The following is a 19,957-nucleotide window of genomic DNA, read 5'->3' as shown; positions in this document are numbered from 1 at the left end:
GCTCAGACCCCGAGATAGACTTCGCGGACCCGCGGGTCGCGCTGGATGGTGGCCATGTCGCCGCTGGCGATGATCTCGCCGAAATAGAGCGTGTGCACGGTGCGGGCCACGGTCATTAGGCCCATGTCGTGCGACACCAGCAGGATGGTGATGCCTTGCTCGTTCAGCCGCACGATCCAGTCGCGCAGATCGTCGATCTCCTGGACGTTGAGGCCGGAAGACGGTTCGTCGAGCAGCAACAGGCGCGGCTCGCCGACCACGGCGCGGGCGATCTCGAGGATGCGGCGCTGGCCGGCAGTGAGGCTGGCGGCCGGCAGGTCGCGCAATGCCGTCAGGCTGAAGCGCTCGCAGGCGGCCTCGGCACGCTCGCGGATCTCGCGCATCTGACCACGCGCGGCGGGGGTGCGCAGAAGGTCCTGCAGCATGGTCGTCTTCGTGAGCTTGGTGCAGCCGACCATGACGTTCTCCAGCACGGTCATCTGCTCGAAGACCTGCGGCGTCTGGAAGGTGCGGACGAGGCCGCGCAGGCCGCGCTGCTGGATCGTGTCGCGGCCGAGCATGGCGCCGCGATAGGTGACGGTGCCGGCCAGCGGCCGGATGTAGCCGGTCACGATGTTGAACAGCGTGGTCTTGCCCGAGCCGTTGGGCCCGATCAGACCGATGATGCCGCCCTCGGGGACATCGAAGGTGACGGAGCGCAGAACGGAGAGGCCGCCGAACGAATGGCCGACCTCCTTGAGGGCGAGCAGGGGCTCAGCCATTGCTGCCGCCCTCCCGCTTGGCCAGCCGCGTCCGCAGCTTGCCGAACGCGCCGACCAGCCCCTCCGGCATCAGGACCACGACGGCCACGAGGGCCAGGCCAAACAGGATCTGGTGGATGTCGCCCAGCTTGCTCAGCAGCTCGGGCAGGAAGGTGATGAACAGGGCGCCGACCACGATGCCGGGGATCGAGGTTGCGCCGCCGATCACCGGGATCAGCAGGAAACTGATCGAGCGGTCGACGGTGAAGCTCTGCGTGCTGACGAACGAGGCATGGTGGGCGAACAGGCTGCCCGCGAGGCTACCGAACAGGGCACAGACGACGAACACGCGCGTGCGCAGCGACTGGAGGTCGATCGAGAGGGCAGCCGCGGCGGTGCTGGAATCGCGCATGGCGCGCAGCATCAGGCCGGTGCGGCTGTCGACCAGTTTGTGCGCCACCGCCATGCAGGCGAAGGCCACGATCCAGACGAAGAAGTAGTAGCGCGACGGCCGGTCGAGCAGGAAGCCGAGCAGGTCGAGCTTGGGAATGCCGCCGATGCCCAGCGTGCCGCCGGTCAGCCAGTCCCATTCGAAGAACAATGCGCTCGCGATGGCGCTGAGGGCGAGGGTGCCGAGCGCCAGGAAGTAGCCGGTGAGACGCAGGATGGGCCGGCCGATGACATAGGCCAGCGCCATGCTGATCACCGCGCCGACCACGAAGCCCACGATGCTGGGCAGGCCCATCATCACGGTGCAGTAAGCGCTGGCATAGGCGCCGAGCCCATAGAAGGTCGCCTGCGCCAGGTTGACGATGCCGCAATGGCCCAGCAGCAGGCCGATGCCGAGGCCGGCGACCGTGTAGATGCCGGTGAACACCAGCAGGTCCGCGATGTTGCGCGGCACGACGAAGGGCAGGACGGCCCAGACGATCAGGCAGGGAACCAGCCAGAGGAGGGTGCGCGAGTTCATACGCTCAGCCTCCCCGCCGGCCGGCGCGGCCGAGGATGCCTTGCGGCATCAGGATCATGATGATGATGAGAACGGAGAAGGCGACGACGTCCTTGTAGCTCGAGGAGATGCCGATGATGGCGAGCGACTCGACCAGCCCCAGCGTGATGCCGCCGACGGCGGCGCCCAGCGGGTTGGTGAGCCCGCCCAGCACCGCGGCGGCAAAGCCCTTGAGGGTGAGATTGAGGCCGAGCGTGTAGTCGACCGAGATCAGCGGGGTCACCAGGATGCCGCCCAGAGCGCCCAGCAGGCCGCCCAGCACGAAGGTGAAGGTGCGCATGCGCGCCACGTTGATGCCGGTGGTGGCCGCGCCGTCCGCGTCGATCGAGGCCGCCATCATCGACAGGCCGATCGTGGTGCGGTGATAGAAAGCGCGCAGCGCCAGCGTCGCGCCGATGCCGATGGCGATCAGCCACAACGCATGGAACTGGATGACCGCGTCCATGACGATCAGCACGCCCTCGCCGCCGAGTGGCGGCAGCAGGTGGCCGTCGCGGCCGACGAAATACAGGACACTGGCCGAAAGCGAGAGGGCGAGGCCGATGGTCAGCAGCAGGAAGCTGTCCTCGCTTGCGTTCTTCTTGGCCATGTAACGGACGAAGGCGACCTCGATGAAGGCGCCGACCAGGGCACCCGCGATCGCACCGCCGGCGATGGCGGCGGCATAGGGCCAACCGGCCTTGGTCAGCAGCAGCACCGTCGTCATGGCGCCGATCACCGCGAACTCGCCCTGCATGGCGTTGATCACGCGGCTGCCCTTGAAGATCGCGGACAGGCCCATGCCGACGAGCGCATAGACGATACCGTTCGTCACGCCCGCGAAGAGGGCCTGAAGGACCAGGCTCAGTGTCATGAAGAGATGCTTCCGCGCAAAAGAAGGCGCGGCGCAGGGCTCGCGAGGAGACCTGCGCCGCTTAGGGTCGCTACTGCGCGACGCGGAACGGCGTGCGCGTGTACTTGCCGCCGACGAGCTTCGAGAAGACGAAGCTCGAGATCGGAATGCCCGTCATGTCGTCGGCCGAGAAGTCGTAGTTGGCCAGCACGCCGGTGTACGGCGCCTTCATGGCTTCGCAGAGCTTTTCGCCGGTGGCGTCGGCGCCGGCCTTGTTGAGGGCCGCGGCGATAATGTGCGCCGCATCCCAGGCCGCCGCCTCGTAGTTCTTCGGCGTCGAGTTGTAGGTCTGCTTGTAGAGCTCGACGAACGCCTTCTGGTGCGGCAGCGGATCCTCGCCGACCAGGAACTCGGGGATCGTGATGTTGTCGGCTGCCGGGCCCATCGCGTTCACGTACTCGTAGGACGAGGAGCCGATCGCGGCGACTACCGGCTGAGTGATCTGGATCTGCTTGACGTTGCGGAACGGCGTTGCCGAGGTGGCGATGATGAACACCGCATCCGGCTGCGACGCCTTGATCTTGGCCGCCTGGGTCGTGGTGTCGGTGGCGCCGATCTCGAACTTCTCGACCGCGACCAGCTTGACGCCGTACTTGTCGGCGAGCGGCTTCAGCTCGGCCATCACGACGTTGCCGTAGCCCGCGTCATGCAGCACGCCGATCTTCGTCGCTTTGATGTTTTTGGCGTATTCGAGCAGCGCGGTGGCGTTCAGGCGCTGCGGCGGCAGCACGTGAGCCAGGCACTTGCGCTCGCGCTCGACCGCCGGGCCGATGCCGGTGAAGGCGATCTGCGGGATCTTGTTGGCGTGCGTGACGCCGCCGACGGCAACGGTGCTGGCCGTCAGCGACGGGCCGAGCAGCGCCTGGACCTTCTGCCCAAAGATCAGGTCATTGGCCTTGCTGAGCGCGGTGTCGGGATTGGACGCATCGTCCTCGACGATGATCTTGATCGGCCGGCCCTTGATGCCGCCCTTGGCGTTGATGTCCTTCTCGGCCAGCAGCAAGCCATTGCGCTCCGGCACGCCGAGACCGGCGCCGGCGCCAGTGACGGAAACGATGGCGCCGATCTTGACCGGCTCACCCGAGGTCTGCGCCTGGACGCCGAGAGCCGACAATCCGACCAGCGCCGTGGCGCCGGCTAACTTTGCGATGAACGATGACAGTGACACTTTGTTTTCCTCCCGCTCGTTGAACTTCTTTGTGTCCGTCACTGCGCTAGAGCAGCGGCGGAGGCCCGGCCATGCCGAGCGCGTGTTGTCCGAACAATGCACCCTGAATGTCGGTCGAGAACATGACGTGCGCGTTGGCTGCATGCGCATCGCGGAACAGCCGCTGCATCGACCCGCTGAGGTAGAGGCCGCTCGATCCGGCAATACCCATCAATATGTCGACGGCCTCCAGACAGAGGCGGGCGGAGAAGAAGGCGTCGCGGCGGTAGCGCAGCTTGTCGTCATGCGTCGGATCGGTGCCGGACCGGGCGACCCCCATGGCGTGCTCGCAGGCGCGGCGCATCAGGATTTCGGCGGTGTCGATGCGGACGCTCGCTTCGGCGACCTTGATCTGCACGGGCTGGCTGGCGCCGAAGGGCTGGCCCGTCGTCGTCGCGTTGCGCTTGCGCGCCGCGCCGACCACCGTCTCGTAGGCGCCCTGCCCACAGCCCAGAAGAACGCCCGACAGGACGTAGGGGCCCAGCGCCAGCATGGGCAGGCGGAACAAGGGAGACGTATTGACGGTCGAGCCGGCGTGCGGCTTGCCGTTCATCGACCAGGCCGAGATCGTCCGCACGTCCGGCACGAACAGGTTCTTGACCGCGACGTCCTTTGAGCCGGTGCCCGAGAGGCCGACGGCATGCCAGGTATCGATGATCTCGTACTGCGAGCGATGGATCAGGGCGAAGCGCTGGTCAACGGGCGGGCCGTCGTCGCGCTCGCGCACCATGAAGCCCAGCATGTTCCAGTCGGAATTGTCGACGCCGGAAGAGAGCGGCCAGCGACCCGTGACCTCGTAGCCGCCCTCGACCTTGCGGCCGCGGCCCGCCGGAAAGATGAGCGAGGTGGCAATCAGCACGTCGGGCGAGGCATCCCAGATCTCGTCCTGCGCCTCGGGATGGAAGTAGCCCAGCATCCAGTGATGGCTGCCGAGATTGCCGAGGTTCCAGGCGGTCGACGGACAGACGCGTGCGATCTCGGCGCAGGTATCCACCAGGATGCCGATATCGAGGTCGGCGCCGCCGACGCGCGCCGGCTGGACCATGCGGAAGAGGCCGGTGCGGTGCAGGTCGCGCTCGGTGTCGTCGGGCAGGCGGCGCAGTTTCTCGCAGGCCTCGGCGCGGGCGGCGATCGTCGGCGCCAGCGCACGCGCGCGGTCGAGCATCTCTGCGTAAGTGACGCCCGCGAACGAGACGGGCGTGCTGGGCAACGTCGCCGACGGTGTCCAGTCGGCGGCCCGCTTGGTCCGCATATCGAATTTCCTCCGGCGCCTGGGCGCTTGTTTGTTGTCGTGACGATGCTTGCGTCACGCGTTCAGGTCAAGTGACCTAATTTGTTGATCGATCGACCCGCTGTCGGCGATACTTCGAGCCAACGAAACGGCTCTCGGGAGGAGCGGAAGATGGCCATCAAGGTGCTCGAACTTCACCATCAAGGCGTGCGCATCGACGCCGGTGAAAAGACGATCGAAGACCTCAAGAATTTCTACACAGGCGTGCTCGGCCTCGAGCACGACACCGGTCGCCCGGAGATTCCGGGCATCCCGGGCATGTGGATCAACATCGGCGATGTCGGGCAGATCCATCTGATCGGCGGCGACCTGCCGTCGCGCTTCGCGCAAGGACCCGGCAAGGATCCGACCTCGCCGCATGTGGCGCTGGCCGTCGAGAACATCGTCGAGACCAAGGCGGAGCTCGACCGGCTCGGCGCCAGCTACTGGTCGCTCAAGGGTGCGACGGGGCCCGATGCCGAACAGCTCTTCCTCAACGATCCGTGCGGCAACATGGTGGAGCTCCACCAGTTCGACAAATGCCGCTGCCGGCTGAAGAGCCGCGTGAAGTCGGCCTAGCGTTCCACCGGCGCGGCGAGGCCCGCGCAGACGAACGGCACAATCTCGCGGATGGCGGTTTCCATGTCTGCGGGATCGCAACTTCCCTGCGAGATCGATTCGAGGCGGCCGGGCTGGAGCAGGGTCCAGACATAGGCGCCCATCATGAAGTAGTAGCGCCAGTAGAGCGTCTTCGCCGGAATGCCGGGCAGAGCGCGCTGGATGGCGTCGACATAGAGCGCGTTGGTCTCGTCGTAGATGTCGGCGCGCACCAGGCTCGCGGTGTCGTCGGGATCGGTGAACAGGCGCGCGTGCATTTGCATCGAGGCACGGCGCCGTCCGCCGGCCCGCGGCTCGGCCATCAGTAGGGGGCGGACCAGCGCATCGACCAGGACTTCGAGCGGGACGATGCCGCGCGGGTGGCGGGCCTGGGCTTCCAGCAGGAGCTGCCGGCGGCGCTCGGTGACCTCGGTGCCATGCCGTGCGACGACTGCTTCGAAGATCGCGCGCTTGGACTCGAAATAGTAGTGGAGCTGGCCGACATTCACGCGGGCGCGGCTGGCGATGGCCCGGGTGGTAGCGCCGCCATAGCCGACGCGACCGAAGAGTTCCTCGGCCACATCGAGAATCCGTTCCGGCAGGTTCGGGCGGTTCGCCTTCTTGCGCCGCGGCGCGGCGGGCTTCGGCTTCCTGGCGATTGTCTTTCTTGCCACGACACACTCTGCTGGAAATCGTCGCGCCCCTCATAAAGCGAAGCCGGATGGTTTTCCATGGCGGCTGCAAAATCGTCCGGCGCCGTGCTAGAAGGCGGCCATGAAAACCAAGCTCCTCGGCCGTACCGGCATCTCCGTCTCCCAGCTCTGCTTCGGCACCATGTCCTTCGGCGGCGACGCCGACGAAGCCACTTCTGCCTCGATGTACAATGCGGTGCGCGACGCCGGCATCAACTTCTTCGACACCGCCAACGAGTACAACAAGGGCAAGTCCGAGGAGATCCTGGGCCGGTTGGCGAAGGATCATCGAAACGACCTGGTGATCACCACCAAGTGCTTCAACAAGACCGGTCCCGACGTGAACGCCGGCGGCGCCAATCGCCGCCATGTCGTGCAGGCGGTTGAAGCGAGCCTGCGCCGCCTGCAGACCGATCGCATCGACGTGCTGTTCCTCCATCGCTACGACGCCGTGACGCCGATCGACGAGATGATGCGCGGCCTGGAAGACCTCGTCCGCTCGGGCAAGGTGATCTATCCCGCCGTCAGCAACTGGTCGGCCTGGCAGACGCAGCGCGCGGTCGACATCCAGGAGCGCAACAACTGGGCGCGGCTGCAGGTCATCCAGCCGATGTACAACCTGGTGAAGCGCCAGGCCGAGGTCGAGCTGCTGCCGATGGCAGCCGCGAACGGCATCGGCGTCATCCCCTACAGCCCGGCCGCCGCCGGTCTCCTGTCGGGCAAGTATTCCGGCGAGGCCTCGGGACGTCTCAAGACCAACAAGATGTACGAGGCGCGCTACGGCGAGGACTGGGCCTTCGACACGGCCGAGAAGTACGTCGCGCTCTGCAAGCAGAAGGGCCTGCATCCGGTCAGTGCCGCCATCGCCTGGGTGGGCGCGCATCCCGCGATCACCGCGCCGATCATCGGCGCGCGCAATCTCGACCAGCTCAAGGCCTCTCTGGATTCGGTAAACGTCGCCATGACGCCGGAGCTTCACGCCGAGATCGCTGCTCTGTCGCGTACGCCGCCGCCGGCCACCGATCGCCTGGAAGAGCAGAAGGTCGTGAAGGCCTGAGCCGGGTCAGCCCGGCTCCAGTCCTTTCGAACGGAAGAGAGCCTTCGCCTCCGGCGTGCGAAGGCTCTCGATCAGCGCCTTCGCCAGCGCAGGCTGCGTGCTGTCGGTAGGAATGCCGGCCACGAACACCGTGACCATGTGCAGATCGCCGGGCAGCGGTCCGACGATCTCGATACCAGGAACGTGCAGCAGTTCCGGCACCTGCTGGACGGCCAGCTCGACCTCGCCGGTCGGCAGGAACATACCCGAGTAACCCGAGGGCGGCGGGAACTTCGTCTTGGCGTTGATCTCGTCCGCGATTCCCATCCGTTCCAGAAGCTTGGCAAAGTAGATGCCGCTCGCCCCACCGGCCGCGGGATCGGTGTAGGAGATCGCCTTCGCCTCCAGCAGCGTGCGCTTCAACGTCTCGGGGGTGGAAATGTCGGGTTTGGGCGCGCCCGCCTTGACCGCGATGGCGGTCGCGGAACTCGCGATCACGACGTCGGACCCGGCGACGATCCCGCCCGAGGCCAGCAACGTGTCGGTCACCGCGCGATTGAGGATCAAGGCATCGGCCTTTTCGCCGGCCTGCAGTCGCTTGAGGAGCAGCGGCGCCGTGGCCCAGGTGAAATCGAGCGTGCAGCCGTGCGCTTTCTCGAACGCTGGAACGAGTTGTTCGACCACGCCCTGAACGGCGATCGCGCTGAAGACTTTCATGCCGGCTCCGGCCTTTCGCAGACGTCGATCCATTCGGCGTTTACGAGAGACGCCATGCGTTCCGGTGCAATGCGTACCGCCGAGTTGGTCGAGCCGGCCGCGGGAACGACCTCGTCGAAGGCCTTCAGCGAGATGTCGCAATAGACGGGAAGCGGTGCCGCCAACCCGAACGGGCAGACGCCGCCCACCGGATGGCCGGTCAGGGCCACGATCTCGTCGGCGCCCAGCATGCGGGGCTTGCCGCCCAGCACATCCTTGATCTTGCGGTTGTTCAGGCGGGCATCACCCGACGTCACGATCAGCAAGGTGCGATCCTTGATGCGCAGCGACAATGTTTTGGCAATCTGCGCCGGCGCGACACCATGGCCCCGGGCGGCCATCTCGACCGTCGCGGTGCTGGCGTCGAGTTCGACAATCTCCAGATCAGGTGCGTGCGCCGACAGGAACGCACGCACGGCTTCAACGGTCATGTGGCCTGCGCCGCCCTCTCTGCGCGGATACGGGCGCGCTGGGCTTCGAAGCGAGCCGCGAGGTCGGCTTCCGCGACGTCCTCAAGCCTGCTCTGGATGACCCAGCCATGCCCGAAAGGATCGATGATGCGGACGACCTTGTCGCCCCAATAGGTTTCCTCAGGCCCCTGGTCCTTGGCCAGCGACGTGGCGCCGGCAGCGATTGCGCGCGCGAACACGTCGTCCACATCGTCGACATAGACGATCAGGAATCCCGACGATGCCCCGGCCGAGAGCGGTGAGCGCGGCCAGTCGGCACGAGGGGCGTCACGCCAGCGCGGATTTTCCTTCGCCACGATCAGCCAGGCGCCGGCGAGCCAGAATTCGGCTCCGAGCAATTCCTGGCCCGGCGGATCGCCCGGGTTGTGCGAGTAACTACGCCGGATCTCCTCGGCGCCGATCACGTCGCGATAGAAGTCGGCCGCGGCGGCCACGTCCTGAACGATGAGAGTGATGCCGATCTGTCCGATCGACTGCTTGCCTTTGACGGCCATTGCAACATCCTCCGAGGGAAGAGGGTTGATCGAGCCCGCGATTCTTACGGGAGCGATGCTCGCTTCGCCATGTGGGAATCGTATCGCATGGTGAGGGGGCCGCCCGAATTTCCATGACAAATGCAGTGGTGGCGGTACCGTCCGCCAACTCACCACGGGAGAAACGCATGCCGACGATCGACGCCCAGGTTCACTGCTACGAGCGCAACCATCCGGGACGCCCGTGGACTGCAGTGCTTGCAGGACCGCCCGAGGTCACCGCCGAGGATATGATCAAGGCGATGGACTCCGTGGGCGTCGATGGCGCGTTGCTCGTGTCGGTCTACACGATGTATCGCTGGGACGAGAGCTATGCCGTGGGCGTCCAGAAGGCGCATCCCGGCCGATTCGGCGTCATCAAGCCGGTGAATGCCAACGATCCCAAGGTCGAGGGCACGATCGCCGACTGGGCCGCGATGGACGGCACGGTCGCCATCCGCATCATGTTCACGCCGGAAATCTCGACCGACGCCGCCGACCCCGGCATCAACCGCGTTCTGGCCGCCGCGGCCAAGCACGACCTGCCGGTGAACCTGATGGCACGCGGGCGCCTGCCGCAGGTTGCCGAGCTTGCCAAGCGCAACCCCAACACGACGCTGGTGATCGACCATCTCGGCCTCGAGCAGCCGATGGCGCCGCCGGCCCCGAAGGAACCGTGGCACGAGCTGCCGCAACTGCTGGCACTGGCGCCGCACAAGAACGTCGTCGTGAAGATCACCGGCGCCTGCACGCTCAGCCACGAGAAGTTCCCCTACAAGGACATCTGGGATCCGCTGGGCCGCATCTTCGACGCCTTCAGCCTCGATCGCTGCATGTGGGGCACCGACTGGACCCGCGCCGTGGCGCTGCTCACCTACAAGGAAGGTGTCGATTCCTTCCGTGTTACCGACCGCCTTTCCGACAGCGATCGCGCGACCCTGATGGGCGGTTCGCTGCAGAAGATCTACGGCTGGTCGCCGAAGAAGTAGGATTTAAGTCAGAAAAATTCACGGCCTCTCGGTGGGGGAATCCTCCATCGAGAGGCCCGCCACCCAAATTCCCGCTAGAGATGATTTTGGAAACTCTCCCCATGCGTGTGGTATCTTGCCACAACTCGGGGGAGAATATCTATGTTCGAATCGATCGAAGCGTTTCGCCGTAAGCTTTGGGCTTTTTTCAAGAGGCAATCAGCCTCGCGGGATAGACCGAATCAGCGATTCGTGGAACGACGTAGTAAACAAGACATCAGCATCGCCGCGCTTTTAGTCAACTCTCAACTTCAGCTTGAGAGAATGGACGAGGCTCGCCGAGTGGAGCGTCGATTTTCGATCGCGACCTTGGTGGTTGTGCTTGTCGGAACACTCCTTTCTCCCTTGATTGGGTGGCTGAGCGAGTCTCCGCCTGAGTCTCCAAATACAGTTGTCGTCGCTGCACCGGCATTGGAAGAACTTGCGCGGACGATCCAAAGCCAGCAGGCCGAATTCATTAGAGCGGTACTCTCGGGCGGCGGAGTGCCTCGGACGAGCGATGTCGTCACGGTTTCACCAGGTAGCGTTTTCCCAACTTGGTTGGGCTTTGGTGGCGTGGCTATCTTTTTAGGGGCCGCATTTGGATGCTTTTACATTGCATCGCGGATTTCATCACCAATTGCCAAAGCGGCTGCCATGGCTGCCGTTACAGTGACGACCTCGGTTGTGGCCGTGCCTGCGGGGCTTTCTCTCTTCAAAGGAGGGAGCCTTCTCAAGATCGAGCACGTGCATTTGCAGTTTCCTGGGTCTCGCCAGCCTCCCGAGGAAAAGAAGAAGGACATCGACCACAAGCCTCCTGCCGACGCGAAACCTCCTATCGATCTGTCGATCGAAATAAATGTCACTCAAGACAAAGTTGAGGTCGGTTCAACAGCGTTGAATTCAAAGGTCGAATTCCACTGTGAGTTAAATAACCAGGCTCTCAGAGTGGGGCCGTTTGCTCCGGGAGAGCCTGCCGCTTTGGAGCAGACCGTAGATACGCAGACAGTGGAAGATCTGATCAAGAAAATCGGAGAGGTGAGGAAGGGTAAGGAAGTTGTGGGGTTAATGCTCATCGGGTCTGCCGACAAGACGCCACTAACACCCAAGACAAGGGAGCTTTACGACTCAAATTTGGCGCTTGCTCAGCTTCGTGCCCAAGATGTGGAAAAGCGATTGAAGGCGGAGCTTGTCGCGAATCCGAAGCATCCAGATCTCGCAGGCCTCTCTGCCATAATGGTGCTGAACGCTGGACCTACGCATGTCGGTTCAGCTTTTGGTCTGGGCGACAAGCGTTTAGCTGGAGATCGTGCCGTTCGCGTGTGTGTCATGGTGCAGCCTCTGTCGACCGTACAGTCGTCTGGAAGGTAGTTTGCCTTTCAAGTCGATGCGCCAGGACTGCGATGCTTCGTTTCGGTGCGTGACAGCAGAACGACTTGCCGTGTCGGACGAAAGACAACTGGCGCTCAAGTTAAGGAAGGGCCAGGTGGCCCTTCCCAAGGGGCCGCTGCATCAGGATCGAATCGACCCAGCGGCCGAACTTGAAGCCGACGGCATCGAGCTTGCCGATCTGGCGAAAACCCTGGCTGCCGTGCAGGCCGATCGAGCCCGCATTCGCGCTGTCGCCGATGACGGCGAGCATCTGGCGCCACGGCCCGTTCTCGCAACGCTTGATGAGGTCGGACAGCAGTTCCCGGCCGATACCGTGACCCACGAACCCGTCTCGGACATAGACCGAATCCTCGATCGTGTGGCGATAGGCCGGGCGCGGCCGGTAGAGCGAGGCGTAGCAGTAACCCACGATGCGGCCGTCCATCTCGGCCACGAGATAGGGCAGACCGAGCTTCAGCACGGCGTCGCGGCGTCCGATCATCTCGGCAACGGTGGGTGCGGCTTCCTCGAAGCTCGCCAGGCCATGCAGCACGTGGTGGGCGTAGATTTCCTGCACGAAGCGCATGTCGCCTTCGCGGGCGTCGCGGACATCGACGGCCGTCCTCATCATCGTTCCTCCCGATAGAACCTGCTCGCGCGACAGGCCGATGTCCGACAGCAGCCGGTCGTCCAGGTTGCGCAGTGCCTCGCGCTGGCGGGTTCGCGACCAGGGCGAGCCGCCGATATAGCGACCGATCTCCATGACGATGTCTCCGAACCCGTTGCGATACGACATGGGCGCAATCTGCGGACGCTGGAGACATAAGGGAAATCTTGTTATCTTATGAAAACCATAAGAGAAAATTTGCGATGCGCGGTCTCAATCTCGATCACGTCAACGCCTTCACCGAGGTGGTGCGGCTGGGCTCGTTTTCCGCGGCGGCTTCCCATCTCAACCTGACCCAACCGGCGATCAGCCAGCAGATCGGCCAGCTCGAGAAGCGGTTGGGCGTGCGATTGCTGGAGCGGATGGGACGTCGCGCCATGCCGACGGCGGCCGGTAGCGAACTGCTGGATCATGCCGCCCGGATCGACGGCGCGGTGGCGTCGTTGCTCGAAGGCCTGGCCCGGTTCACCAGCGGCGAGGTCGGGCGCGTACGGCTGGGCACAGGCGCCACGGCCGCGATCTTCCGCCTGCCGCCGCTGCTGCGCAGCCTGCGCCGCAGCCTGCCGGAGCTGGAGATCACTATCGCCACGGGCAACACGTCGGACATCGTGAAGGGCGTGCAGGACAATGCGCTCGACATCGGGCTGGTGACCTTGCCGGCGGCGGGTCGGGGCCTCGAGGTGACGCCCTTGCTCGACGACGAGTTCGTGGCGGTGACGGCGCGCGACGGCGTGGCGTTGCCGCGTCGCGTCACGCCGGCGGTCATGGCTGGCCTGCCGGTCATCATGTTCGAACCCGGCGGCCACACGCGCGTGGTCGCCGATCAGTGGTTCTTCCAGGGCGGTGTCGAACTCAAGCCCAAGATGGCGCTGGGGAGCGTCGAAGCAATCAAGCGGCTGGTGGAGGCGGGCCTGGGCTGCGCCATCCTGCCGGCCGTCGCGGTGCATGACGCGGCCGATCGCACAAACCTCGTCATACGGCCGCTGTCACCACGCCTCTATCGCAAGCTCGCGATCGTGATCAGGCGAGACAAGGTCCTGCATCTGGGCTTGCGCGAAACGATCCGCGCGTTGAAAACCCTCGGCCGCAAGGTCACCTGACGGCGTGGGTCAGAGCGCCTTGAGCGCTTCCTGGACCTCGTCGACATGGCCGGCGACCTTGACCTTGCGCCAGATCTTGCGGACCACGCCGTCGCTGTCGATCAGGAAGGTGGCGCGGTCGATGCCCATGTACTTGCGGCCGTAGAGGCTCTTCTCGATCCAGGTCTCGTACTTCTCGCAGACCTTGCCGTCCTCGTCGGAAACCAGCGGGAAATTGAGTTCGTACTTGGCCTTGAACTTGTCGTGGCGGGCGACGCTGTCCTTCGAGACGCCGACCACCTGGGCCTTCAGCTTCTTGAAGGCGGCAGCGCCGTCGCGGAAGCCGCAGGCCTCGGTCGTGCAGCCCGGCGTGTCGTCCTTGGGATAGAAGTAGAGGACCACCGGCTTGCCGCGCAGGTCCGACAGCTTGAGCTTGCCGCCGCCATCCGTCGCGGCGGTGAAATCCGGGGCCTTCTTGCCTTCGACGACGCTCATTTCCTGCTCCTCGGTTGCCAGCCTGCTGCCAGGGCCGGCGCCTCCACGATGCGTTCGTATATAGCACGCACCGTCTTCGTTTCGGCGTCGATCCGCACGCGAAGGTCGGCAAGATCGGTCGCACCCTCGGTGGCAGCGATCAGGCGTTGCTGGCCTTCCGGCGCCTTGGTCTCGTCGAACGCGGCTTCGTCGCCGTTCAGGGTGAGGCGCAGCAGGCTCTGGACGTCCGACAGCAGCGTCCGGGTGGCGCAGAGCTTCTCGGTATCCGCCGCATCGATCAGGCCAGCCGCCGCCATGCGACGCAGCATTTCCGCCGGATGAGGATCAAGGATGTCGGTGTGCGGACAGGCGTAACGCAGCGCGAGATACTGGGCCACGAAGTCGATGTCGAAGAGGCCGCCGGGCAGATGCTTGAAGTCCCAGAAGCTCTTGGGCGGCGCATGCTGGGCGATGCGGTCGCGCATGTCGGCGACATCGCGGACCAGCGTCTCCGGATCGCGCGTGCGGCAGAGGGTGCCCCTCACGATCTCGGTCAGCCGTTCAACCAATGCCTCGGGGCCGTGGATCACGCGCATGCGCGTCAGCGCCATATGCTCCCAGGTCCACGACGACTGCGCGTGATAGGTCTCGAAGCCTTCCAGTGAGTTGGCGAGCGGCCCGGAACGGCCCGAAGGCCGCAGGCGCATGTCGACCTCGTAGAGCGCGCCCTCGTTGGTGTGGGCGGTTAGCGCCGTCACCATCTTCTGGCTGAGCCGCGTGTAGTACTGGATGGGCGACAGCGGCTTGGGCCCGTCGGAGGCCTCCATGCCCGCGGGAATGTCGTAGACGAAGATCAGGTCGAGGTCCGAGGTCGCCGACATCTCGCGGCTGCCTAGCTTGCCGAGGCCCAGCACCGCCAGCCGCTGGCCCTGGAAGCCGCCATAGGTCTCGGCAAAACGCTGCTCGACCCGCTCGCACAGCGCCGAAATCGTCGCGGCGGCGATGTCGGAGTAGGCGAGACCCGCCTCGGCCGGTGTCACGATCCGCTTGAGCTGCTGGACACCCACCTGGAAGCGGCGGTCGTTGGCCCAGCGCCGCGCGAGGTCGAGGATGTCCTGCTCGTGCTCGACGCGGGCGAGGATGGCGGCGAGATCCGCCGTCATTTCGTTCGCTGGCGGCAAGGGCCGATAGAAGTCGGGCGAGAGCACCGAGTCGAGCAGCAGGGTGCGGCGTGCAAGGTGGGCGGCAAGCCCGGGCGCGCTGCCCATGATCGTCGCCAGCAGTTCGAGCAGGGCAGGGTTGGCCTTGAACAGCGAGAAGAGCTGCACACCGGCCGGCAGGTTGCTGAGGAACAGGTCGAAGTTGAGGAGGGCCTGGTCGGGCGCGGCCGTGCCGCCCAGTTCCTTCAGCAGGCCAGGCATCAGTTCGGTGAGGAGTTCTCTCGCGCGTGCCGTCGCCGTCGAGCGGAAACGGCCGTGATGCCAGCGCCGCACGATGCCAGCGGCCGCCGAGGCATCGCGGAAGCCCAGCGACCTCAGGGTCTCGAGCGTTTCGGGATCGTCGTCGGTACCGGTGAAGACCAGGTTACCGCCAGGCCCGGCGAGGCTCGGCGCCTCCTCGAAGAGGTTGGCGTAGTGACTCTCGACCAGCCGCAGGGTCTCCAGCAGCGCCGCTTGGAACGCTTCCGACGTGTCGTAGCCCAGGAAGGTCGCGACCGCGGCCACGCCGGGCTCGTCGGCCGGGATCGAGTGGGTTTGCCGGTCATCGATCATCTGCAGTCGATGCTCGACCCGTCGCAGGAAGCCGTAGGCCTCGATCAGCTCGTCGGCTGCCTTGTCGGTGATGTGATCGGCAGCGGCCAGCGCCCGCAAGGTGTTGCAGGTGGCCCGGCCCCTCAGCGAGGGATTGCGGCCACCGAAGATCAGTTGCTGCGTCTGGGCGAAGAACTCGATCTCGCGGATGCCGCCGCGGCCGAGCTTCACGTTGTGGCCCAGCACCTTGACCGTGCCGCCGCCGCGATGGGCGTCGATCTGGCGCTTGATCGAGTGAATGTCGTGGATCGCCGCGAAGTCGAGATGCTTGCGCCAGATGTAGGGCGTCATGTCGGCGACGAAGGACGCTCCCACGGCCTCGTTGCCGGCGACGGGATGCGCCTTGATCATGGCGGCGCGTTCCCAGTTCTGCCCGACACTCTCGTAATAGAGTTCTGCCGCCTGGACCGACATGGCGAGCGGCGTCGAGCCGGGGTCGGGCCGCAGCCGGAGGTCGGTGCGGAAGATGTAGCCGTCGACCGAGATCTCCGACATCAGCTGCACGAGGAGCCGCGCGGCGCGCACGAAGTGGCGCGACAATTGCTCGTTTCCGGCGAGCGCCGGGGCATCGCGGTCGTAGAGCAGGATGAGGTCGATATCGCTCGAATAATTGAGCTCGCCGGCGCCCAGCTTGCCCATGCCCAGCACGGTGAAGGCTGCCGCGTCTGGCTTTCCGCCGAGTGACAGCTGACCGTCGCGTTCGAGCTGGAGGAGGATCGAATCGGTGAGGGCGCGCAGGCAGCCCGAGGCGAAATCGCTGAGATGGCCGGTTATGCGGTCGAGCGGCCAGGCGCCGGCGATGTCGGCGACGGCGATGGCCAGGGCCACGCGGCGCTTGAGGCGGCGAAGTCTGGAGGCGACGTCGGCCGGCGCGGCGCCTGTCGTCGCGTCGCTTTGCACGGCTGCAAGTTCCGACGCCAGATCCGACATCGCCGCGTCAGGTCCGCGACGCCATAGATCGGTCATAAAAACCGGGTTCTGTAGAGCCGTCTCCGTCAGGTAGGGGCTGTTGCCGAACAGAGCGTCGAGGAGTGCGACGCCTGAAGAATCGTCTGGACGTGATGCGCGCTCGTCCCAGCGCGCCCACGCCACGGCTCGCCGCTCCTGATCATGCGGACGAGGAAGGCGAGCAGTCGAAAGCCAAGACATTCAGTGCGTCGACAGGTAAATTCTCATCGTAAGCGGCACGCTTGCCCAAGCGCGCCGTCATCGTCAAGGAACGGAAAGAGTAGAGTGTGGTCAGACGGACCTGCCGGGTAGTCGCACGTGTAACGGTCGGTGTCGTGCTCGTCCTGACCGCGCTGGTCGTCGTTGTGGCGTTGCGCCTGATGGCCGGGCCGGTCGATCTCGACTTTCTGAAGCCGCGCATTGCCCAACTGATCGACGTTCCGGGCAACGACATCTACCCCGACTTCGACCGAATATCGTTCGAGTGGAGCGGCATCAGCCGGCCCATCCGGCTGGCCTTCACGGGGTTGCGCTTCACCAACGGCCAGAAGCAGGTGATCGCCACGGCGCCCGAAGCGGCGCTGACCTTCGAGCCGCGCGCTGTCGTGCAGGGCATGCTGCTGCCGACGTCGATCACCATTTCGCGACCGGTCATCGAGGCCGACATTGCGCGCGACGGTGGGATGTTCAAGCGCATCTTCACCTCGCAGGAGGGCGGAGCGCAGGGCGAGGCGGTGTCGATCCTGGTCGACCAGCTTCTGGCCGAGCCGAATTATAAATCGCTGATCGGCCAGCTCGACTCGGTGCTGATCGAGCGGGCGAACGTCACCATTCGGGACCTGAAATCGGGCCTGACCTGGAACGCACCTGACGCCAGCGCGCAGCTCCGGCGCGATGCCGCCGGCGTGTTCATCACGGCCAATGCGCGCTTCGTCGGGCACGGCGATCCGGTCGATCTTTCCCTGGCCGGCGTCTACACGCGCGATCGCAGTCGCATCTCTCTCGAAGCGAAGATCGCGGGGTTCAAGCCCTGGGTCTTTGCCGATCTGTCGCCGGATCTCGCGATCCTGCGGGGCGTCGACATCGCCTTGTCCGGCCGCCTGCAGATCGAGGGCACCGGCGGCGGCGAGGTCAATACGGTGGGTGTCGAGATCACCGGCGGCAATGGCAGCGTCACCTTGCCCGGGATTCTCCCGGCGACCCACCAGGTCCACGCGATGGCGGCGCAATTCAGTGTCGACAACGTCCAGCACACGTCCAAGATCGAGCGGGTCGACTTCGATTTCGGCGCGGCAAAGGTCGTCGTCACGGGCGCGGGCCACCGGTCGGACGACAAGCGCCACTTCGCCGGCCGAGCCGAGGTCCGCCAGATCCCCGTCGACAAGCTGGGTGACTATTGGCCCCTCGAATTCGCGGAGGGCGGCCGGCAGTGGTCGGTCGCCAATGTAAGCAACGGCACTGTGGATGTGGCCGCGGAGTTCGCGCTCAGCGCGCCCGTCGACAACATCGCTGAGATGAAGATCGACCGGATGGCGGCCTTCCTCGACTATGGCGGTCTGACGATCCGCTACATGCCGCACATGCCTGAAATTCGCGATGTGTCGGGCAAGGCGCGCTACGAAGGCGGTGTCCTGCATTTCGACGTGAAGCGCGGCAACGCGGTCAATCTCACGGTCACGGACGGTACGATCGACCTGACGGACCTCGACAAGCCCGTGCAGATGGCGGCGATCAAATTGCCGATCACCGGTTCGGCCCAGGACGTTATCCGCTTCCTCGCGCGGCCACGGCTCGGCCTGCCGAAGGAGGTGCTCTATGATTATCGCCGGCTGGGCGGCAACGTCGCGGTCGACGTCTCGCTGGGCTTTCCGCTGATCAACGCGCTGACCGTTGCCGAACTCGAAATCGCCGCCGATGCGCAGCTCACCTCCTTCTCGCTGAAGGACGTGCTGGGCGATGTCGACCTCACCGACGCGACCGCGCGCGTGAAGTACGGCAATTCGGAACTGAGCGTGGTCGGGCAGGGCAAGTTCGACGGCAACTCGGTCGATATCTCGTGGCGCGAGATGTTCGCGGCGAAGGCGCCCTTCCGGCGGCGCTATGACGTGAAGGGTACGGTGCCGTCCGCCCTCGTCGAGAAGGCGGGGTTCCCCTCGATCGAACCGTATGTCGTCGGTCCGGTCGGTACGACGCTGCATTACCAGGTCGCCACCAACGGCACCGGCGAGGTCGGCGGCCGCTTCGACCTGAAGGCCGCGAAGTTGGCTGTACTGCCGTTGGCCTGGACCAAGGAAGCGGGTGTCGACGCCCTCGTGAACACGACGATGAAGCTGGCCGTCGGGGGCAAGATGACGGCGGCTGACTTCGAGGGCCGCGGCGGCGGCTTGCAGGGCAAGGGGCAGGTAAGCTTCGGCGCCGACAGCAGCGTCCAGCAGATCAGCATCCAGCAGGTCAAGATCGGCCAGACCGACATGGCCGTCGACTGGAGGCGCCATCCGGGCGGCATCGACATCTCGGTCAAGGGGGCGTCGCTGGAACTGCAGCGGATCCGCGACATGATGGCTGCCCGCAACGATGTTGCAGCGCGCGAACCCAAGGGCACAGCCGCGGTCTCCAGGATGAGCACCAAGGCCACGGTGCAGTTACAGAACGTCATCCTGAAGCGTGGATCTTTGGGCTACCTGAACGGCCGCATGGAATTCGTCGGTGACCGGGTCGCCTCGGCCGATCTCACGATGGGCGGCGGCAAGGGTGCGACGTTCCGGGTGACGCCAACGCCACAGGGCCGGGCCCTTGCCTTCTATGTCGCCGACTTCGGCCAGCTTCTGACCGAAGCCGGCTGGATCGACGGGCTGGTCGGCGGCTATCTCAGCATCGACGGCAAGTTCAACGACACCTGGGCCGATCCGCCGCTCGAAGGCACGCTCAAGATGGGCCCCTACCGGCTGCAGCGCGTGCAGGCCCGGCGTGACATCGGCACGCTCAACTCGGCGATCGATGGATTGAATGCGGCGGGAAACGCCCTGCAGCAGTTCGACAGTCTCAGCGCCAACCTGGTCAAAGCCGGCGATCGCATCCAGGTCCGCAACGGCCGGACCAGCGGCCAGTCGATCGGCCTCACGACACAGGGCACCATCGATATTGGCCAAGACACGGCGCTGCTGAACGGCGTCGTCGTGCCGGCCTTTGCGTTGAACAATCTTCTGTCGAACGTGCCGCTGCTGGGACCACTGCTGACCGGCGGCAAGGATGGCGGGCTGTTCGCCATCTCCTACCAGCTTCATGGTCCGCTGGACGATCTCAAGACCGACGTGAACATGATGTCGGCGGTCACGCCGGGCGCGCTGCGCGATCTCTTCAACACGCCAAACGGCGGCGCCGCGCCACCGCCCAGTACGCAACAGCGCGCGCCCTGATAT

At 65.3% G+C, this 19,957-nt stretch carries 18 protein-coding genes; 6 read left to right on the top strand and 12 right to left on the bottom strand.

Annotation, left to right across the window (positions count from 1 at the left end; translation table 11 throughout):
- Positions 1–2: 2 nt before the first annotated feature.
- From AC1RP5_RS13270 to AC1RP5_RS13250, 5 genes are all read right to left on the bottom strand, one after another.
- The gene (locus AC1RP5_RS13270) at positions 3–761 is read right to left on the bottom strand and encodes an ABC transporter ATP-binding protein (protein WP_493111186.1); all 759 of its coding nucleotides are present in this window, start codon (positions 759–761) and stop codon (positions 3–5) included.
- The gene (locus AC1RP5_RS13265) at positions 754–1,710 is read right to left on the bottom strand and encodes a branched-chain amino acid ABC transporter permease (protein WP_493111184.1); all 957 of its coding nucleotides are present in this window, start codon (positions 1,708–1,710) and stop codon (positions 754–756) included. The genes AC1RP5_RS13270 and AC1RP5_RS13265 overlap by 8 nt, the downstream gene beginning before the upstream one ends.
- Before the next feature lie 4 nt (positions 1,711–1,714).
- Positions 1,715–2,602: a branched-chain amino acid ABC transporter permease gene (locus AC1RP5_RS13260; RefSeq protein ID WP_493111183.1), complete on the bottom strand. Its 888-nt coding sequence runs from the start codon at positions 2,600–2,602 to the stop codon at positions 1,715–1,717.
- Positions 2,603–2,672: 70 nt separating this feature from the next.
- The gene (locus AC1RP5_RS13255; RefSeq protein ID WP_493111181.1) at positions 2,673–3,809 is read right to left on the bottom strand and encodes an ABC transporter substrate-binding protein; all 1,137 of its coding nucleotides are present in this window, start codon (positions 3,807–3,809) and stop codon (positions 2,673–2,675) included.
- A gap of 46 nt (positions 3,810–3,855) precedes the next feature.
- Entirely contained in the window at positions 3,856–5,100 is a 1,245-nt protein-coding gene (locus AC1RP5_RS13250; protein WP_493111179.1) for an acyl-CoA dehydrogenase family protein, read from the bottom strand.
- A gap of 150 nt (positions 5,101–5,250) precedes the next feature.
- Between AC1RP5_RS13250 and AC1RP5_RS13245 the strand changes: the two genes are divergently transcribed.
- Complete coding sequence (locus AC1RP5_RS13245; protein WP_493111177.1) at positions 5,251–5,697, top strand: VOC family protein; 447 nt, start codon at positions 5,251–5,253, stop codon at positions 5,695–5,697.
- Here the strand turns inward: AC1RP5_RS13245 and AC1RP5_RS13240 are convergent.
- Positions 5,694–6,389 carry a TetR/AcrR family transcriptional regulator gene (locus AC1RP5_RS13240; protein WP_493111175.1) on the bottom strand — a complete coding sequence of 232 codons (696 nt, stop codon included), beginning with the start codon at positions 6,387–6,389 and terminating at the stop codon, positions 5,694–5,696. The genes AC1RP5_RS13245 and AC1RP5_RS13240 overlap by 4 nt on opposite strands.
- 100 nt (positions 6,390–6,489) lie before the next feature.
- On the opposite strand from AC1RP5_RS13240, the gene AC1RP5_RS13235 reads away from it, so the two are divergent.
- A complete protein-coding gene (locus AC1RP5_RS13235) occupies positions 6,490–7,464 on the top strand; it encodes an aldo/keto reductase (protein ID WP_493111174.1) in 975 nt (324 codons plus the stop codon).
- A gap of 6 nt (positions 7,465–7,470) precedes the next feature.
- On the opposite strand, the gene AC1RP5_RS13230 is transcribed toward AC1RP5_RS13235, so the two are convergent.
- Genes AC1RP5_RS13230 through AC1RP5_RS13220 form a run of 3 tightly spaced genes read right to left on the bottom strand, consistent with a single transcriptional unit; the run spans position 7,471 to position 9,163 of the window.
- The gene (locus AC1RP5_RS13230; protein WP_493111172.1) at positions 7,471–8,160 is read right to left on the bottom strand and encodes a substrate-binding domain-containing protein; all 690 of its coding nucleotides are present in this window, start codon (positions 8,158–8,160) and stop codon (positions 7,471–7,473) included.
- Complete coding sequence (locus AC1RP5_RS13225; RefSeq protein ID WP_493111171.1) at positions 8,157–8,630, bottom strand: YbaK/EbsC family protein; 474 nt, start codon at positions 8,628–8,630, stop codon at positions 8,157–8,159. The genes AC1RP5_RS13230 and AC1RP5_RS13225 overlap by 4 nt, the downstream gene beginning before the upstream one ends.
- Positions 8,627–9,163: a VOC family protein gene (locus AC1RP5_RS13220; protein WP_493111170.1), complete on the bottom strand. Its 537-nt coding sequence runs from the start codon at positions 9,161–9,163 to the stop codon at positions 8,627–8,629. Before AC1RP5_RS13220 ends, AC1RP5_RS13225 begins: the two co-directional genes overlap by 4 nt.
- A gap of 167 nt (positions 9,164–9,330) precedes the next feature.
- On the opposite strand from AC1RP5_RS13220, the gene AC1RP5_RS13215 reads away from it, so the two are divergent.
- Together AC1RP5_RS13215 and AC1RP5_RS13210 are read left to right on the top strand one after the other, a co-directional pair.
- Positions 9,331–10,170 carry an amidohydrolase family protein gene (locus AC1RP5_RS13215; protein ID WP_493111169.1) on the top strand — a complete coding sequence of 280 codons (840 nt, stop codon included), beginning with the start codon at positions 9,331–9,333 and terminating at the stop codon, positions 10,168–10,170.
- Positions 10,171–10,311: 141 nt separating this feature from the next.
- Positions 10,312–11,559, top strand: coding sequence for a hypothetical protein (locus tag AC1RP5_RS13210; RefSeq protein WP_493111168.1), 1,248 nt, complete (start codon positions 10,312–10,314; stop codon positions 11,557–11,559).
- Positions 11,560–11,659: 100 nt separating this feature from the next.
- On the opposite strand, the gene AC1RP5_RS13205 is transcribed toward AC1RP5_RS13210, so the two are convergent.
- Positions 11,660–12,355 carry a GNAT family N-acetyltransferase gene (locus tag AC1RP5_RS13205; RefSeq protein ID WP_493111166.1) on the bottom strand — a complete coding sequence of 232 codons (696 nt, stop codon included), beginning with the start codon at positions 12,353–12,355 and terminating at the stop codon, positions 11,660–11,662.
- Between the two features lie 74 nt (positions 12,356–12,429).
- On the opposite strand from AC1RP5_RS13205, the gene AC1RP5_RS13200 reads away from it, so the two are divergent.
- Positions 12,430–13,326 (top strand): LysR family transcriptional regulator, encoded by an 897-nt coding sequence (locus AC1RP5_RS13200; protein ID WP_493111165.1) that lies wholly within the window; start codon positions 12,430–12,432, stop codon positions 13,324–13,326.
- 9 nt (positions 13,327–13,335) lie between these two features.
- On the opposite strand, the gene bcp is transcribed toward AC1RP5_RS13200, so the two are convergent.
- Both bcp and AC1RP5_RS13190 read right to left on the bottom strand, forming a co-directional pair.
- The gene (gene bcp, locus AC1RP5_RS13195) at positions 13,336–13,800 is read right to left on the bottom strand and encodes a thioredoxin-dependent thiol peroxidase (RefSeq protein WP_493111164.1); all 465 of its coding nucleotides are present in this window, start codon (positions 13,798–13,800) and stop codon (positions 13,336–13,338) included.
- Entirely contained in the window at positions 13,797–16,739 is a 2,943-nt protein-coding gene (locus AC1RP5_RS13190; RefSeq protein WP_493111162.1) for a bifunctional [glutamine synthetase] adenylyltransferase/[glutamine synthetase]-adenylyl-L-tyrosine phosphorylase, read from the bottom strand. Before AC1RP5_RS13190 ends, bcp begins: the two co-directional genes overlap by 4 nt.
- Positions 16,740–16,873: 134 nt before the next feature.
- On the opposite strand from AC1RP5_RS13190, the gene AC1RP5_RS13185 reads away from it, so the two are divergent.
- Complete coding sequence (locus AC1RP5_RS13185) at positions 16,874–19,954, top strand: YhdP family protein (RefSeq protein WP_493111160.1); 3,081 nt, start codon at positions 16,874–16,876, stop codon at positions 19,952–19,954.
- Positions 19,955–19,957: the final 3 nt, after the last annotated feature.

This window comes from Reyranella sp. GW821-FHT12G01 (genome assembly GCF_058806575.1).
The sequence above is the reverse complement of the archived record's forward strand: the minus strand, read 5'-3'. Positions and strand labels throughout refer to the sequence as shown.

Excerpts from the sequence above, each read along its gene's own strand:
- AC1RP5_RS13270 (WP_493111186.1), bottom strand. The coding sequence starts at position 761 with ATGGCTGAGCCCCTGCTCGCCCTCAAGGAGGTCGGCCATTCGTTCGGC.
- AC1RP5_RS13265 (WP_493111184.1), bottom strand. The coding sequence starts at position 1,710 with ATGAACTCGCGCACCCTCCTCTGGCTGGTTCCCTGCCTGATCGTCTGG.
- AC1RP5_RS13260 (WP_493111183.1), bottom strand. The coding sequence starts at position 2,602 with ATGACACTGAGCCTGGTCCTTCAGGCCCTCTTCGCGGGCGTGACGAAC.
- AC1RP5_RS13250 (WP_493111179.1), bottom strand. The coding sequence starts at position 5,100 with ATGCGGACCAAGCGGGCCGCCGACTGGACACCGTCGGCGACGTTGCCC.
- AC1RP5_RS13245 (WP_493111177.1), top strand. The coding sequence starts at position 5,251 with ATGGCCATCAAGGTGCTCGAACTTCACCATCAAGGCGTGCGCATCGAC.
- AC1RP5_RS13235 (WP_493111174.1), top strand. The coding sequence starts at position 6,490 with ATGAAAACCAAGCTCCTCGGCCGTACCGGCATCTCCGTCTCCCAGCTC.
- AC1RP5_RS13230 (WP_493111172.1), bottom strand. The coding sequence starts at position 8,160 with ATGAAAGTCTTCAGCGCGATCGCCGTTCAGGGCGTGGTCGAACAACTC.
- AC1RP5_RS13225 (WP_493111171.1), bottom strand. The coding sequence starts at position 8,630 with ATGACCGTTGAAGCCGTGCGTGCGTTCCTGTCGGCGCACGCACCTGAT.
- AC1RP5_RS13220 (WP_493111170.1), bottom strand. The coding sequence starts at position 9,163 with ATGGCCGTCAAAGGCAAGCAGTCGATCGGACAGATCGGCATCACTCTC.
- AC1RP5_RS13215 (WP_493111169.1), top strand. The coding sequence starts at position 9,331 with ATGCCGACGATCGACGCCCAGGTTCACTGCTACGAGCGCAACCATCCG.
- AC1RP5_RS13210 (WP_493111168.1), top strand. The coding sequence starts at position 10,312 with ATGTTCGAATCGATCGAAGCGTTTCGCCGTAAGCTTTGGGCTTTTTTC.
- AC1RP5_RS13205 (WP_493111166.1), bottom strand. The coding sequence starts at position 12,355 with ATGTCGTATCGCAACGGGTTCGGAGACATCGTCATGGAGATCGGTCGC.
- AC1RP5_RS13200 (WP_493111165.1), top strand. The coding sequence starts at position 12,430 with ATGCGCGGTCTCAATCTCGATCACGTCAACGCCTTCACCGAGGTGGTG.
- bcp (WP_493111164.1), bottom strand. The coding sequence starts at position 13,800 with ATGAGCGTCGTCGAAGGCAAGAAGGCCCCGGATTTCACCGCCGCGACG.
- AC1RP5_RS13190 (WP_493111162.1), bottom strand. The coding sequence starts at position 16,739 with ATGTCTTGGCTTTCGACTGCTCGCCTTCCTCGTCCGCATGATCAGGAG.